The organism is Dyella sp. C9 (genome assembly GCF_003332825.1).
In the GTDB taxonomy this organism is placed as follows: Bacteria; Pseudomonadota; Gammaproteobacteria; order Xanthomonadales; family Rhodanobacteraceae; genus Dyella.
Genome location: NZ_QIRF01000002.1, coordinates 18,092 through 33,188, shown reverse-complemented (window position 1 = coordinate 33,188; position 15,097 = coordinate 18,092). Strand labels below are relative to the sequence as shown.

The 15,097-nt window shown below is 67.4% G+C and carries 14 protein-coding genes; 7 read left to right on the top strand and 7 right to left on the bottom strand.

The genetic code is table 11. The features are described 5' to 3' along the window. Positions 1–66 precede the first annotated feature (66 nt). On the bottom strand, positions 67–624 hold the full coding sequence (locus DVU99_RS19650; RefSeq protein ID WP_157971326.1) for a hypothetical protein: 558 nt from the start codon (positions 622–624) through the stop codon (positions 67–69). A 145-nt stretch (positions 625–769) separates the two neighbouring features. Between DVU99_RS19650 and DVU99_RS02530 the strand changes: the two genes are divergently transcribed. Beyond that, positions 770–1,549 (top strand): DUF4097 family beta strand repeat-containing protein, encoded by a 780-nt coding sequence (locus DVU99_RS02530; RefSeq protein ID WP_114238635.1) that lies wholly within the window; start codon positions 770–772, stop codon positions 1,547–1,549. Between the two features lie 8 nt (positions 1,550–1,557). Here the strand turns inward: DVU99_RS02530 and DVU99_RS02525 are convergent, their stop codons facing one another. Genes DVU99_RS02525 through DVU99_RS02515 form a run of 3 tightly spaced genes read right to left on the bottom strand, consistent with a single transcriptional unit; the run spans position 1,558 to position 5,917 of the window. Then, entirely contained in the window at positions 1,558–2,670 is a 1,113-nt protein-coding gene (locus DVU99_RS02525; protein WP_114238634.1) for an SLC13 family permease, read from the bottom strand. A 9-nt stretch (positions 2,671–2,679) separates the two neighbouring features. Continuing rightward, positions 2,680–5,163 carry an ABC transporter permease gene (locus DVU99_RS02520; protein WP_114238633.1) on the bottom strand — a complete coding sequence of 828 codons (2,484 nt, stop codon included), beginning with the start codon at positions 5,161–5,163 and terminating at the stop codon, positions 2,680–2,682. 28 nt (positions 5,164–5,191) lie between these two features. Then, the gene (locus DVU99_RS02515) at positions 5,192–5,917 is read right to left on the bottom strand and encodes an ABC transporter ATP-binding protein (protein WP_114238632.1); all 726 of its coding nucleotides are present in this window, start codon (positions 5,915–5,917) and stop codon (positions 5,192–5,194) included. Here DVU99_RS02515 and DVU99_RS02510 point away from each other — a divergent pair. The 3 genes from DVU99_RS02510 to DVU99_RS02500 all read left to right on the top strand — a co-directional run bounded on the left by DVU99_RS02510 (position 5,916) and on the right by DVU99_RS02500 (position 8,389). Beyond that, complete coding sequence (locus tag DVU99_RS02510; RefSeq protein ID WP_114238631.1) at positions 5,916–6,542, top strand: arylesterase; 627 nt, start codon at positions 5,916–5,918, stop codon at positions 6,540–6,542. The genes DVU99_RS02515 and DVU99_RS02510 overlap by 2 nt on opposite strands. Before the next feature lie 110 nt (positions 6,543–6,652). Beyond that, positions 6,653–7,384, top strand: a complete 732-nt coding sequence (locus DVU99_RS02505) for a response regulator transcription factor (RefSeq protein WP_114238630.1) — start codon at positions 6,653–6,655, stop codon at positions 7,382–7,384. Between the two features lie 21 nt (positions 7,385–7,405). Continuing rightward, positions 7,406–8,389 (top strand): HAMP domain-containing sensor histidine kinase, encoded by a 984-nt coding sequence (locus DVU99_RS02500; protein ID WP_114238629.1) that lies wholly within the window; start codon positions 7,406–7,408, stop codon positions 8,387–8,389. Between the two features lie 48 nt (positions 8,390–8,437). On the opposite strand, the gene DVU99_RS20270 is transcribed toward DVU99_RS02500, so the two are convergent. Next, entirely contained in the window at positions 8,438–9,796 is a 1,359-nt protein-coding gene (locus DVU99_RS20270) for a 3-oxoacid CoA-transferase (protein ID WP_114238628.1), read from the bottom strand. A 206-nt stretch (positions 9,797–10,002) separates the two neighbouring features. Between DVU99_RS20270 and DVU99_RS02490 the strand changes: the two genes are divergently transcribed. From DVU99_RS02490 to DVU99_RS02480, 3 genes are all read left to right on the top strand, one after another. After that, complete coding sequence (locus tag DVU99_RS02490; RefSeq protein ID WP_114238627.1) at positions 10,003–10,374, top strand: BlaI/MecI/CopY family transcriptional regulator; 372 nt, start codon at positions 10,003–10,005, stop codon at positions 10,372–10,374. Next, positions 10,361–11,899, top strand: a complete 1,539-nt coding sequence (locus DVU99_RS02485) for a M56 family metallopeptidase (RefSeq protein ID WP_114238626.1) — start codon at positions 10,361–10,363, stop codon at positions 11,897–11,899. The genes DVU99_RS02490 and DVU99_RS02485 overlap by 14 nt, the downstream gene beginning before the upstream one ends. A 92-nt stretch (positions 11,900–11,991) precedes the next feature. Further along, complete coding sequence (locus DVU99_RS02480) at positions 11,992–12,981, top strand: isoaspartyl peptidase/L-asparaginase family protein (RefSeq protein ID WP_114239031.1); 990 nt, start codon at positions 11,992–11,994, stop codon at positions 12,979–12,981. A 72-nt stretch (positions 12,982–13,053) separates the two neighbouring features. On the opposite strand, the gene DVU99_RS02475 is transcribed toward DVU99_RS02480, so the two are convergent. Together DVU99_RS02475 and DVU99_RS02470 are read right to left on the bottom strand one after the other, a co-directional pair. Continuing rightward, positions 13,054–13,617 (bottom strand): response regulator transcription factor, encoded by a 564-nt coding sequence (locus tag DVU99_RS02475; RefSeq protein WP_198670165.1) that lies wholly within the window; start codon positions 13,615–13,617, stop codon positions 13,054–13,056. 100 nt (positions 13,618–13,717) lie between these two features. Next, entirely contained in the window at positions 13,718–14,995 is a 1,278-nt protein-coding gene (locus DVU99_RS02470) for an ATP-binding protein (RefSeq protein ID WP_114238624.1), read from the bottom strand. Between the last annotated feature and the right edge of the window lie 102 nt (positions 14,996–15,097).

Here is a 15,097-nt window from a genome sequence, read left to right as displayed (position 1 = left end):
GCTCTGGGGTTCCCGTGCCTCAGGTCTTGGCGCCACCGCATCGGTGGCGCCGGTTTCTTCTTGTGGTTATGGCTGGGCGGCGGGGGCGGCGGGCTTGCCGCCTGCGGCGCGACGCTGCTCCCATTCGCTGCGCATCTTCTCGAAGTCGGCGCGACGTTTCGCCTCGTTGGCCAGGTTCTCGTCGAGGCTCTTGCGCAGGGTGGCGATGGCCTGGTCCGGGTTGGCCGGCAGCGACTGCGCGCGCGCGAGCTGGTGATACACGTAGGTGCGGACCTGCGGATCCTGTGACTTGCCGAGCACTTCGTTGTACAGGGCGGGCAGTTCCTTGGCGCGACCGCTTTCGACGTACAGGCGCTCAAGCGAACGCAGGTCGGAGATGACCGGCGAGCCTGGACCACCAAAGCCAGGGCCACCGAAACCGCGACCACCAAAGCCGGGGCCGCCAAAACCGGGGCCCCCGAAGCCGGGACCATCGCCACGTGGCCCCGTGGCGGCCGGGGTGCCTGGGGCGGCCTTGGCAGCCGGCGCCGGCGGGGCGGGCGGATTGCTTTGGGCCAGCGCGAACGAAGCCGAGCCGGCGACGAACAGGGCGAGCGTGGTGGCGAGCAGTGTCTTGCGTTGCATATGGGAACGTCTCCACGTTGGTCGTGGTGTCTCAAACGCCGCTTGACGGTGAAGGTTGACCGTAACGAAAGTGATGGACGGCCGCTTTCAACCTTTTTGCCGGGCAGATCATCCCACTGACATCCGTTGACCCGAGGAAGCCCCCATGCGCCGCCTGTTGCTCGCTGCACTACTGCTCGCCCCGCTGGCCTCATACGCCGATGAATGCAAATACGAGGCACCACGCAACCTCACGCTCGACCTCGCCGGCGTGCGCACCGTGCAGGTGGACCTGCACAGCCACGACCTGCACCTCGTCGGTAGCGACAGCGCCAAGGGGGGGGCGATCACCGGTCGTGCCTGCGCATCCGACCCGAGGCTGCTGGACGATCTGGTGATCACCCCGCGTCGCGAAGGTGATCGGTTGATCATCGATGTAGGCGCCAACCGCAATCACGTGAGCGTCAACTTCTTCGGCCAGACCTATGCCGACCTGCAGATCAACCTGCAGCTGCCCGCTCAGCTTGCGGTGGAACTCAATGTCGGCTCCGGCGACGCGTGGATATCGAGCCTGCACAGCCTGCAGGCGAAGGTGGGCTCCGGTGATGTCCATATCACGCGCATCAGTGGCCCGGTCGGCCTCAGCATGAATTCGGGCGATGTCGACGTAAACGACGTCGGCAGCCTCAACCTGGGCTCCATCGGTTCGGGTGACCTCAAGGTGCGTGGCGTCACCGGTGATGTGCGCATCGGCAGCATGGGCTCCGGCGACGTCACCCTCGGCGATGTGGGCGGCAGCGTGCGCGTGGATACGCTCAGCTCGGGTGACCTGCGCGTGCGCGACGTGAACGGCGACTTCAGTGTCGGTGCCAAGGGCAGTGGCGACATCAGCCACTCCGGCGTGCGCGGCAAGGTCAGCGTGCCGCACGACCGCGACGACGACTGATCCCGGGCTCAGCCGAGCCAGCGCCACACGAGATAGACCAGCGGCGCACAGACCAGCAGGAACGGCACCGAGACCATGTGCAGCAGCCGCGCACCGCGCGGCTGCCGGGCCAGGCGCAGCGCGATCAGGTTCGCCAGCGAACCGATGGCCACGCCGAAACCACCCACGTTCACCGCCACGGCCAGCGCAGTGGCATCTGGTGCATGGCGCAGCAGCAATACCGTGGCCGGCACGTTGCTGATCAGCTGGGAAGCAACGATGCCGCTCACGAACAGGGTCAGCGGGTTGTCCAGGTCCAGGCTGTCCAGCGCGTGCTGCACTGGCGTGAGTTCCGCGAAATGGCCCAGGCCGAGGAAGATCGCGGCGAAGGTGGCCAGCAGCAGCCAGTCCACGCGTGCCAGCGTGCTGCGCTCGAGCAGCAGGAACGGTACCAGCAGCAGGCCGGCGCCCAGTACGGCGTGGCCGTGCTCCATCATCACCACCATGCTGGCCAGCGCGGCGATCGACAGCACCGCCTGCGGTACCGAGACTGGATGGCCGTCGATGTCCTCGGCGTGCAGTACCACGCGTCCGCGTGGCATCCAGGCCAGGGTGAGCAGCGCGACCAGCACGAACATGGTGGCGAATACAGGAAGCATGGCGTGCACGAAGTCCAGGAAGGGCAGGTGGGCGTACTGCCACAGCAGCAGGTTCTGCGGATTGCCGATCGGGCTGAGCGTGGAACCTGCATTCACCGCGAGCGCTTCCAGCACCACCATGCGCATCACCGGCAGGTTGGAGATCTGGCCGATCGCCACGGTGAGTGGCACCAGCAGGAACAGGCTGACATCGTTGGTGAGCACCATCGAGAGCAGCGCGGTGGCGCAGACCAGCAGCAGGCCCAGCCCGCGCAGGCTGTGCACGCGCTCCACCAGCGCGGCGGCCAGCCGTTGCACCAGGCCGCTCTCGCGGATGCCCTGGATGCAGATCATCAGGCCCAGCAAGCCACCCAGCGTGGGCAGTTGCAGCCAGCGCTGGTAGTCGGCCAGCGGGTGCGGGTCGGCCACCGCCAGGACGATGGCGAGCAGGCCGAAACCGCTGAGCAGGCGCTCGTTGGCCAGGCGCTTGAACCACGGCGTCATGTTCAAGGCTCAGCCTTCGCGCAGCAGGCGCATGGGCGAGGTGCGGCTGACGCGGCGCGTGCCAGCCAGCCCGAGCAGCATCACTACCACCGCGGCGCCGAGTGCGGCCACCAGCAGGGGTAGCATCGGCGGCACGAAGCCCTCGATGTGGAACACGCTGTGGCCCAGCCACACGCCGGTGCCCGCGGCGCCGAACGCGGCGGTGAGGCCGGCAACCAGGCCCAGCAAGGCGAATTCGCAGGCGGCCGCCGCGCGCAGCTGGCTGCGACGTGCGCCCAGCGTACGCAGCAGCGCGGCCTCATGGCGCCGTTCCTGCGCACTGGCCGCCAGCGCCGCGGCCAGCACCAGGGCGCCGGCCATCAGGCTGAAGCCGAGCACCCAGCGCACCGCGCCGCTGACCTGGTCGACCAGTTCATGCACGCGATCGAGCATGGCATCGACGTCGATCAGGCTGAGGTTGCTGAAATTGCGCGAGAGCTGGGCCAGGTCCTCGGCGTGGCCACGCGGCAGGTAGAAGCTGGCGATCCAGGTGTGCGGCAGCTGGCTGGCATGCGCCGGGTCGAACACCAGGAAGAAATTGACGCGGAACGAGGTCCAGTCCACCCGCCGGATGCTGCCCACGCGGGCGTCGATGTGGCCTTCGCCGACATCGAAGCTCATGGTGTCGCCCACCTTGAGGTTGAACATGTCGCGCCACATCACATCCACCGATACCTCGGCCTGCGGCGGGTTCGGGCCTGGCCACTGCCCCGCGATCACCTGGTTGCGCGGCGGCAGTTCGTCGGACCAGGACAGTCGCAGCTGGCGGTCGGCCCATTCCTTGGCGCGCTCGTCCTTGAACTGCAACGGGTCGATCGGGTGGCCGTTGATGGCGGTGAGCTTGCCCACCGCCAGCGGCGCCATGTTTAGCCTGGTGCCGCCGATGCGGGCCAGGGTCTGCTCGAAGTCGGGACGCTGGTCGTCCTGCAGGTTGAGCACGAACCAGTTGGGCGTGTCGGCCGGCAGCTCGCGCCGCCAGCCTTCCAGCAGGGCCGGCGCCACGATCGCCAGCAACAGCAGGGCCACCAGCCCCAGGCTGAGCGCGGTGGCCTGGATCAGGCTCATGCCGCGACGACGGGCCAGCGCGGCCAGTCCCAGCCGCAGCGCCGGATGGGCACCGGGTGCCACGCGCCGCGCAATCCACAGCAACAGGGCCGAGAGCAGGGCGGCCACCACGGCCACGCCGAGCAGGCTGACCGCGAGCACGCCGGCCAGCTTGGCCGAGCCGCTCTGGCTCCAGATCAGCAGCAGGGCGACCAGCGCAGGCACCAGGTAGAGCGCATCGAAGCGACGCACACGCCGCGCCGCGCTCTCGCGGAACACGGCGACCGGCGGCACCTCGGCCAGCCGTGCCAGCGGCGGCAGGGCGAAACCGGCCAGCACCGCCAGCCCCATCACCGCCGAGGCGATGGCCGGTCCTATCGGAAGCGTGGTGGGTACCGCCGAGAACAGCTGGCTGGCGAAGCTCCAGGTGAACTGGGCCAGGCTCAGCGCAAGCGCGGCGCCCACGACCACGGCCGGCACCGCCAGGAGCCCCAGCGTGCCCACCAGCAACCCCAGTACGCGCCGCCGCGGCGTGCCTAGCGCGCGCAGCAGGGCCACCTCGTTGGTCTTGCGCCGCGCGTAGCGTTGCGACGCCAAGGCGATGGCCACGCCGGCCAGCAAGGCCGAGAGCAGGGCGGTGAGGCGCAGGAACGAACTGGCGCGGTCGAACGCGCTGCGCATGCGCTCCTGGGTCTGCTCGGGCGTAATCATCTCCGCGCCCTGCGGCAAGGCCTGGGTGGCGACCCAGTCGCGCCAGGCCTGCACCGGGCCGGGCTGGCCGGCCACCAGCAGGCGGTGGCGGGCGCGGCTGCCCACGCCCAGCAGGCCGGCCTGCTCGGCATCGCCGATGTTCATCAGCGCACGGGGCGCCATAGCCACCAACTCGCCGCCATCGGGCTGGCGTATCAGCTCGGCGCCGATGCGCAGGTCACGGCCGCCGAGTTGCACCGTGTCACCCAGGCGCAGCCCCAACGCGACCAGCGCGCGGTGATCGACATAGACGGTGCCCGGCGGCGGCCCATGGCCTACCAGGCTGTGGCCCTGCGCGTCGCGCAACTCCAGCGTGCCGCGCAGGGGATAACTGCCATCGGTGGCCAGCATATCGAGCAGCTGGCTCTGCTGGTGCGCGAATGCCACGCTGGGAAAGCCGGCGCCCCGGGTGACCTGCAGATCCAGCCTGGCCGCTTCGCTGGCGAAAGCCGGCGGCAGGCCCTGCGGCGAACTGATGCCGGCGTCGCCGCCGATCAGCTCGGCGGCGCTGGCCAACACGCCTCGCTCCATGCGTGCGGCCAGCGTGGCGACCACGCCCAGGGCCACCACGGCCAGCACCAGCGAGGCGCCGAGCGTGCGCAGCTCCGGCAGGTGCCATTCACGGCGCAGGCTGCGCCAGGACAAGCGCAGCAGCTTCATCGGCGCCCCTCGCCGTGGCCGCCGCGGCTCAAGGCGACACCGCCGCGGCAGGGCGCGTACCGCTCACCACGCGTCCGTTGTCGAGCTCCACCTGGCGCGTGCAGCGCGCGGCGAGCCGCTGGTCGTGGGTGACCAGCACGAGGGTGGTGCGATGGTCGTGGTTGAGCGCGAACATCAGGTCGCTGATGTGATGGCCGGTACGCTGGTCGAGGTTGCCGGTGGGCTCGTCGGCAAACAACAGGCGCGGCCCGTGGACGAACGCTCGTGCGATCGCCACGCGTTGCTGCTCGCCGCCGGACAGCTGCGCCGGGTAGTGGCGACGGCGCCCGCCCAGTTCCACGGCTTCCAGCGCTTCGCGGGCGCGGGCGCGGGCATCGTCGCGGCCTTCCAGCTCCAGCGGCAGCATCACGTTTTCCTCGGCGGTGAGCGCCGGCAGCAGGTGGAACGACTGGAACACGAAGCCGACCAGTCGCCGGCGCAGGTCGGCACGCGCCTCCTCGTCGAGGCGTTCAAGGGCGTGGCCATCCAGCACGATGTGCCCGCTGCTGGGCGTGTCCAGACCCGCCAGCAGGCCGAGCAGGGTGGTCTTGCCCGAGCCCGATGCGCCCACGATGGCAAAGCTTTCGCCCTCGCGAACCTGCAGCGACACGCCGGTGAGGATATCCAGCCGGCCTTCGGGCCCCTGCACCGACTTGCTAACATCGGCCGCGTCCAGAAGGACACCGTTGGATAAAGCGGAGGCACTGCCACTCATGCGTCGTTTCCTTTACTGGCCGGCTTGGTTGGGGCTGATCCTGCTGGGGGCCGTCGGCACCGCCCTCGCGGCCCCGCCGAAAACCGTGCTGGTGCTGGGCGACTCGCTGTCCGCCGCGCACAACATTCCGGTCGAGTCCGGCTGGGTGCATCTGCTGGGCGACCGTCTCACCAAGATGGAGCCGGGTTGGACCGTGGTCAATGCCAGCATCAGCGGCGAAACCTCGCTCAGCGGTCGCAACCGCCTGCCGGCGCTGCTCGCAGAGTATCGCCCGAGCGTGCTGGTGATCGAACTGGGCGCGAACGATGGCTTGCGCGGGCTGCCGCTCGGTCCGCTGCGCGACAACCTGGCGGCGATGATCGATGCCGGCCAGCAGGCCAAGGCGCGCGTGCTGTTGCTGGGCATCGAGCTTCCGGTGAATTACGGACCGCAGTATCGCGACGGCCTGCGCGCCGTGTATGCGGGCCTCGCCAAGGATAGGCATGCGTCGCTGGTGCCGTTCCTGCTGGACGGTGTCGCGCTCAAGCCGGAGCTCATGCAGGAGGACGGTTTGCACCCCGTGGCCAGCGCGCAACCGCTGGTGCTCGACAACGTGTGGCGAGCATTGCAACCGCTGTTGCGCTAACGTGAATACCGTCACAACCCAGCGTGAACCGGTCAGGTGGATTTCACGTGGCCCTCACGATGCGGATCGTTAGCTGTTCACCTTTGTGAAGTCAGCTTCAGGAGGTAGGGATGAGCTCACGCGACGAACAATCAGGATTGATTCTTCTGGTCGAGGACAACCGCCAGATTGCGGAAATGGTCGGCGAGTTCCTCGAGCGACGGGGGTATTCGGTGGACTATGCCGCCGACGGCGTCAGTGGCCTGCACCTGGCCGTCTCCAACAGCTACGACGTGGTGGTGCTCGACCTCATGCTGCCGGGCATGGACGGGCTGGATGTCTGCCGCAAGCTTCGCCGCGATGCGAAGAAGTCCACGCCGGTATTGATGCTCACCGCGCGCGACACGCTGGAAGACAAGCTGGTGGGCCTGGAAGCGGGCGCCGACGATTACCTGGTGAAGCCGTTCGAGGTGCGCGAGCTGGAAGCGCGACTGCGTGCGCTGATCCGCCGTGATCGTCGCCAGGTGTCCACCGAGATCCTCACCGTGGGCGACATGACGCTCGACACGGCCACGCTGCGCCTCGTGCGTGGCGGGCAGGAACTCACCGTGTCGCCGATCGGGCTCAAGCTGCTGGCCATCCTGATGCGCGAGTCACCGCGCGTGGTCAGTCGCCGGGACATCGAGCGCGAGATCTGGGGCGACACCTTGCCCGATTCGGACACCTTGCGTTCGCACCTGTACAACCTGCGACGGGTGATCGACAAACCGTTCGACCGTCCGCTGCTGCACACCATCCATTCCGCTGGTTATCGCCTTGCCGATCTCGAATCGGAGGTGGCCTCCGCCTCGCAGCCGGCATGATCGCGTTCGTTCCCGTTTCCTATGGCCAGTAGGGGTAGCGCGCAGTCCGTGAAAGCCTCACAGCGCGGACTGTTCCATCGTCGCCTCGCCATCATCTTCGGCCTGCAGATGCTGGCTGTGGTGATCGTGTGCCTGATGGGTCTGTACGACGTCGCCCCGGTGGGCGCGGTGGTCGTGCTGATCGTGATCATCAGCGTGCTGTCGTGGCTGGCGGCGCGGCGGCAGTGGGCGCCGGTGAGCAAGCTGGCGCAGGCCGTCAGCGACTGGGACGAACAGTCGCTGGACCTCGACGGCTGGCGGCCCGACCAACTGCCGCGGCGCACGGATGCCGACGTGGCGACGCTGGCCACCAGCCTGTACGGCTTTGCCAACCGCATTGCCGGCTACAACCAGCGCGAGCGCAACTTCACGCGCGATGCCAGCCATGAGCTGCGCAGCCCGCTCACCGTGATCAAGATGTCGGCCGACATGCTGGCCGACGACCTGTCGCTGGGCGAGTTCGGCCAACGCTCGGTGCAGCGGATCAAGCGCTCGACCCGCGAAATGGAGGCGCTCGTCGAGGCGCTGCTCATCCTGGCGCGCGAATCGGACAACGGGCTCACCGAGGAAGACTTCGTGGTCAACGACGTGATCCGCCACGAGTTGCCCGACGTGCTGGACATGCTGGAAGGCAGGCCGATCACGCTGGAACTGGAAGAGCCCGCGCGCTTCGCCCTGCATGGTTCGCCACGCGTGTTCGCGGTGCTGTGCTGGCAGTTGATCCGCAATGCGTGCCAGCAGGCGGAGGGGGGCACCGTGGTGGTGACGGTGTTGCCCGGCGTGGTGACGGTCACGCATCGCGGCGAACCGTTGGCGCCTTCCGGCGCGAATCGTCACGGTTTCGAGCTGGCCATCGCGCAACGCATCAGCGAGCGCTTCCATTGGCCGCTGGAGCTGCAGACGCGCGAGGGCCGCCGGCACATCGCACGCATTCGTTTTCCCGATTCGTCCCTGGTTCCGGTTTAGCCGTGCGCGGCACTGGATCCGGCAGGATCCAGCGCCGCCGTCGGACGATTACTGCTTCAGTGCGCTGGACACTTCGAACGGGCAGCCCGTCTTGGCCTTGACGTCGTCGACGGTGATGCCGTCGTTGAGCTCGATCAGCGTGAGGCCCTTGCCCTTCTCGACCGAGAACACGCACAGGTCGGTGATGATGAGATCCACGCATGCCTTGCCGGTGACGGGCAGGTCGCACTCGTTCTTGATCTTCGGCGAGCCATCCTTCGCGGTGTGCTCCATCAGCACCACCACGCGCTTGACGCCGCTGACCAGGTCCATCGCGCCGCCCGGGCCCTTCACCATCTTGCCCGGCACCATCCAGTTGGCGAGGTCGCCGGTGCAGGACACTTCCAGGCCGCCGAGGATCGACAGGTCGACATGGCCGCCGCGGATCATGGCGAACGACTCGGCGCTGGAGAAGAAGCTCGAGCCGGGCAGGGTGGTGATGGTCTGCTTGCCGGCGTTGATCAGGTCCGGATCCACGTGCGCGTCGTCCGGGAACGGGCCGATGCCGAGCAGGCCGTTTTCCGACTGCAGGGTGACGTCCATGCCCGGCGGGATGTAGTTGGCCACCAGGGTCGGGATGCCGATGCCCAGGTTCACGTAGAAGCCGTCCTGCAGCTCCTTGGCGGCGCGCTGTGCCATCGCGGTGCGCACCGGGCTTTCCTTGCCGGTGTTGGCGCCAGCGATGGTGCGGAATTCGATGCGCTTCTCGTACGACGGGCCCTGGATGATGCGGTCGACGTAGATGCCCGGCACGTGGATGTTGTCCGGGTCCAGTTCGCCCACCTCGACCAGTTCCTCCACCTCGGCCACGCAGACCTTGCCGCAGGTGGCGATCATCGGGTTGAAGTTGCGCGCGGTCTTGCGAAACACCAGGTTGCCCAGGCGGTCTCCCTTCCAGGCCTTCACGATCGACACGTCGGCGTGGATGGCTTCCTCCAGCACGTACTCCTTGCCGTCGAACACCTTGGTTTCCTTGCCCTCGGCCAGCTTGGTGCCGAAGGCCGTGCGGGTATAGAAGCCCGGGATGCCCGCGCCGCCGGCGCGCAGCTTCTCGGCCAGCGTGCCCTGCGGCACCAGGTGCAGCTCCAGTTCGCCGGCCAGCACCTGGCGCTCGAACTCCTTGTTCTCGCCCACGTAGGAGGCGTACACGCGCTTCACCTGGCGCGTCTTGAGCAGCGGGCCCATGCCGAAATCGTCCACGCCGGCGTTGTTGCCGACGATGGTGAGGCCCTTGGTGCCGGCCTTCAGCAGCGCCGCGATCAGGTTCTCGGGAATGCCGCACAGGCCGAAGCCGCCGGCGGCGATGGTCATGTCGTCGAACAGCAGCCCGTCGAGAGCCTGCGTCGCGCTTGCATACACCTTGTCCATTGCGATGCCTTCTGAAGGGGGGGGAGAGCCAGCTGCCAAGGATACGACGGATTGGTGACCGCTCATGCTGTACGAAGGTCGCAAAGGTTCAGGAGCCACGCCTGGGCATCCTCCCTGCGGGCCGGCGGGGCAGGCGGGCGGCCCTTGACGGTATTCGTTTACGCGTGTAAACATTAATTTCGCTTACACATGTAAACGGTGAGTCCATGGCCATCAGCGAAGCCGAAGCGATCATCATGGAGGTGCTCTGGCGCTCGTCGCCGCGCAGCGCCGAGGAGATCCTGGCGGAAGTCGGACCGCAGCAGGGCTGGCAGGAGGGCACGGTCAAATCCCTGCTGAACCGGCTGCTCAAGAAGAAGGCGGTCAAGGCCGAGCGCGATGGCCGCCGCTACCTGTACGCCCCGCGCCTGCCTCGCGAGCAGTACGTGTCGCAGGAGAGCAAGGGCCTGCTCGACCGCCTGTTCGGTGGTCGGGTAGCGCCACTGGTGGCGCACTTTTCCGAGCAGCGCAAACTGTCGAAGAAGGACATCGCCGAGCTCAAGAAGCTGTTGCAGGAGCTTGACGATGAGCAGCCTTGAGGCATGGGCGGTCAGCGCCAGCGCATGCCTGGGCATGCTGCTGCTGGTGTTCACCCTCGGCAGTGCGCTGGTGCTGCTGCTGCGCTCGCCGGTCCGGCGCCTGCTTGGCGCTGAGCGTGCCGCGCAGCTCTGGTGGCTACCGCTGGTGGCCATGCTCGCCTGCCAACTGCCCCATCCGGCATCGGTCATGGTTGACGCTGGCAAGTTGCCACGCATGGTGGTGATGATCCAGACAGCCACTGATGCTTGGTCCCATGGTGGCGGCTCTTGGACCGACGTGCCATGGCAGGCGACGGTGGTGCTGTTGTGGCTGGCCGGTGGTGTGAGCTTGCTGTTGTACGCAGGCGTGGCCCAGCGGCGCTATCGCCAGCGCCTGCGTACGGCGACGCCGGTGGCGGGATGGGGCGTGCGTTGGCCAGTCAGGCGGGCTGCCGATGACCACACCGGACCGGCGCTGGTCGGTGCGTGGCGGGTCTGCATCGTGCTGCCGGCGGATTTCGAACGCCGCTACGCAGAGGACGAGCAGGCACTGGTAGTCGCCCACGAAAGTATGCACGCGCAGCGACGTGATGGCTGCTGGTGTCTGTTGGCAGGCCTTGTGCTCGCCTTGTTTTGGTTTAACCCCCTGGCCTGGTGGTGCTGGCGCGCCTTGCGCCAGGACCTGGAATTGGCTTGCGACGCCGCCGTATTGCGGAAGACGAGCGTCACGCGTCGGCGCTACGCCGATGCCTTGTTGAAGACACAGCCGGCGGCGTGGGCGCTGCCGGTGGGTTGCAGTTGGTCATCACGACATCCACTGATGGAGCGTATCGCCATGTTGAAACTGCCTACACCGGGTCGCCGGCAACATCGCCTGGGCGCCACCATTGGCATCCTGTGCCTCATCACCGCTGCCGGATGCGTCTATGCCGCCAGCACGCCTCCGGCAGCGCCCGCGCCGGGATCGTCGACACCGCATGAGTATCAGCTCGACTTGAAACTCGAGTTCAGCACGGACGATGGCCAGCGTCGCCATACCGAGCGTTCGACGCTGGCCTTGTGCATGGCCGATGGCCAGTCCGGCGAATTGCGTGTGGCGGATTGGACGGTGAAGGCGGCGACCACGCCGGCCGGCCATGACCAGGTCGTCGTTGACTTGGTCATGCTGCGCGCAGGTGCAGTGCAAGCCCAGCAGCAGCTAAAGGGCTCGTTGAACCAATCGATGCATGCCGTGCACGACGAGGGCAAGGCTGGCGACAGCTATGTGTTCGACGTAGTGCCCAGGGATGGTTGTCCTGCTCGTGCCACGGCCGATGCGGCGCTGTTGATCGATGAGCATGTCGATCGCGGCCAGGTGCGCGACGTGGCGCAATCGGTGGCGGTGAAGGCCGGATGGACGCTGGCCAATGTCGATACGCTGGGGAATGGTGTCATCAGCCTGAATTTCGAAGGCGTGCCTGCCCGCGAGGCCATGCGACTGGTGGCTGCGACGGTGAACATGCAGCCGGTATTCGACGGCCGGCAGGTGCGCTTCGTGGCGAAGTAGGGCGGATATACTGCGCGCATCGCCTAGTAGGGAACCGCGCTGTGAAGTCCTGCCGTATCGTCGCCGCCGTCGCGGCGCTGGGGATTGCCACCATGAGTCATGCCGCCTCGCCCGTGCTGGTGATCCATGGTGGCGCGGGTGTGATCAAGCGCGAGATGAGCCCGGCCAAGGAGAAGGCCGTACGCGCGGCGCTTACGCAGGCCTTGCAGAACGGCTATGCGCAGCTCAAGGCTGGCAAGAGCGCCGTGGATGCGGTGTCGGCGGCGATTACCGTGCTGGAGGACGACCCGAACTTCAACGCGGGGCGTGGCTCGGTGTTCACCCACGACGGCAAGAACGAAATGGATGCGGCCATCATGGATGGCGCCACGCTGGATGCGGGCGCCATTGCCGGCGTGCATCGCGTAAAGAACCCGATCCTGCTTGCCCGCGCCGTGATGGAGAAATCGCAGCACGTGATGCTGGTGGGCGATGGCGCGGAGGAATTCGCCAAGACGGTGGGCATCGAACTGGTCGATCCGTCGTACTTCCGCACCGAGGAGCGCTGGCAGCAATTGCAGAAGGCGTTGAAGGAAGATGCCGATCACGCCAAGCACTCCGACATGGAGACCGCCAAGCATTTCGGCACGGTCGGCGCGGTGGCGCTGGATGCCCAGGGGCACCTCGCCGCGGGTACGTCCACCGGCGGCATGACCGACAAGCGCTGGGGACGTGTCGGCGATTCTCCGATCATCGGCGCCGGCACCTATGCCAACTCAGGCTGCGCCGTGTCGGGCACCGGCTGGGGCGAGTACTACATCCGCACGGTGGCGGCGCATGAGATCTGCATGCGCGTGACGCAGATGCGCGTGCCGCTGCGTCGTGCCGCGGCCGAGGTGATCAACCAGGAAATTCCGTCGATGGGTGGCAATGGCGGCGCGATTGCGATCGATGCCGACGGCACCATCGCCATGCCTTTCAACACCGATGGCATGTATCGCGGCTGGATTGGTGCGGACGGCGTGCCGCACGTGGCCATCTACGGGGACGAGAGCGACGGCACGGCGGAACCGCTGCCGTCGGAATCCAGCACGGTGGATTGAGTCGCAGGAAGGGGCAGCGAGCGCAAGGCGGGGATGTTTGCCGTTGCCGCGCTCGCTGCGTGCAGCGAAGCGTCAGTCGTCGTTGTCGGGACGCTCGCGTACCGGATGCTTGCTGAGCTTGCGCTGCAAGGTACGGCGATGCATGCCCAGGCGGCGCGCGGTTTCGGAGATGTTGCCATCGCACTCGGTCAGCACGCGCTGGATGTGTTCCCACTCCAGCCGGCGCAGGGCCAGCGGCGCTTCCGGCGCATCCAGCACTTCGTCATCGCCGGTGCTGCTGTCGCCGTCGAGCAGGGCGCGAACCACGGCGTCCGCGTCCACCGGCTTGGCGAGGTAGTCGTGGGCGCCGCGCTTGATCGCTTCCACGGCGGTGGCGATCGAGGCATAGCCGGTCAAGAGCAGTACGCGAATTTCCGGCACCAGCGCCTGCAGTTCAGGGATAAGGCGCAGCCCGTTCTCCTCGCCCAGCTTGAGGTCGAGCACGCAATAGCGGGGCTGGTGGCGACGGGTCAGTGCACGCGCCTCGTCGGCATTGCTGGCCGTGATGACTTCGAAACCGCGTGAACTGAGGGCGCGGGCCAGGACACGTGCAAAAGTAGCGTCGTCGTCGATGATCAGGAGTTGCTGTTCACTCATGGGGCTCTCCATCGGCACAGGGCCGAGTTGGCCTATTTTCGCCGGATGCGACAACGCATGCACATGTGGCCATGTGCCTCTGTGGCTATCTGCCGCAGTTTTACGGGGCTCCGATCACGGCAAGTGGAAGGCGCAGCATCATCAAGGCGCCATTGTCGGTGTTGTCTGTCGTCAATTCGCCCTCGAGGCGTTCAGCAGTTGCCTCGGCCAAGGCCAGGCCAATGCCTAGCCCAGTCTGCTTGTGGGATTGGCCGAGTACCGCCGGCTCGCCGGTGGGCGTGAAGCCCGGACCGTAGTCGCGCACGATCAGCTCCAGCCAGCCGTGGTCGCAGCGGGCGGTGAGCGCGACGGCCTGGGAGCCATTGAGGGCGGAGGCATCCGCCGCGTTGTTCAGCAGGTTGATCAGGGCGTGGCGCAGTCCACGCGGCGTGCGCAGCTGGGTGCGTGCGTCGTGCTCGTCCATCTTTAGCTCCAGGTCGGCCTCGGGACGCAGCAACTGGAAGCGTTCCAGGCAGCTGTGGATGAAGCTGGCCAGGGTGATCTGCTCGGGCACCTGGGACAGCTGCGCCTTGCCGAAGGCGACCATCTCGCGAAGGATGGTGCGACAGCGGTCCACCTGGCCTTCGAGCAGGGCCAGGTCGTCGCTCAAGACGGCGTCGCTCGCGTGTTCGCGGCGTATCTCCGGCAGCAGCGTGCGCATGGTCGACAGCGGGGTGTTGAGTTCGTGCGCCGCGCCAGCGGCCTGCGTGGCGATGGCCAGGATGCCTTCGTCGCGCAGGGCACGCTCGCGCACGCGCTGTATCTCCAGTTGCTGCAGGCGTACGGCGCGGGCCAGGCGGTTGATGAAGAAGCCCAGCAGCAGCGCCATGATCAGGAAGTTCACGCCCATGCCCAGCACGTGCAGCGAGAAGCCGCTGCTGGTGGCCCCGCCAATGGGGGCGGGCAGCGGCACATACCAGAACAGCAGCACCAGGTAGGCGACGCCCACGAGGGCAGCCACCGCAAGCACCGCGCTGACGGGCAACGCCGCGGCGCTCAATGCGATGGGAATCAGCAGCAGGGTGATGAACGGGTTACTGGCGCCGCCGGTGAAATGCAGCAGGTAGCCCAGCACCAGCGTGTCCACGCCCACGTGCAGGATCGTTTCCCACTGCTTGATCGGCCACGGCTGGGTGAGGCGCCATGCCGCGAACACCGCGAACACCGCCAGGATGCCGATGCCGACGAGCAGCGGAAGCAGCGGTATGTCCAGCTGCATCCACAGTGCGCACACCAGCACGGCGGTGCTTTGTCCGGCAATGGCGCAGATGCGCAGCCAGGCCAGGCTGCGGAAGAGGGTGCGCGGGCCGACGCGCTCGCGGGTGGTGGGGCGTTTCATGCGGCGATACTAGCCGGTTTCGCCGCGAGGGCCGCGGTGTCGAATCGGCGCGTGGCCATCCCGGTGCGTGCCGGGATGGCCACCAAGGTCAAGGCGTTGCGC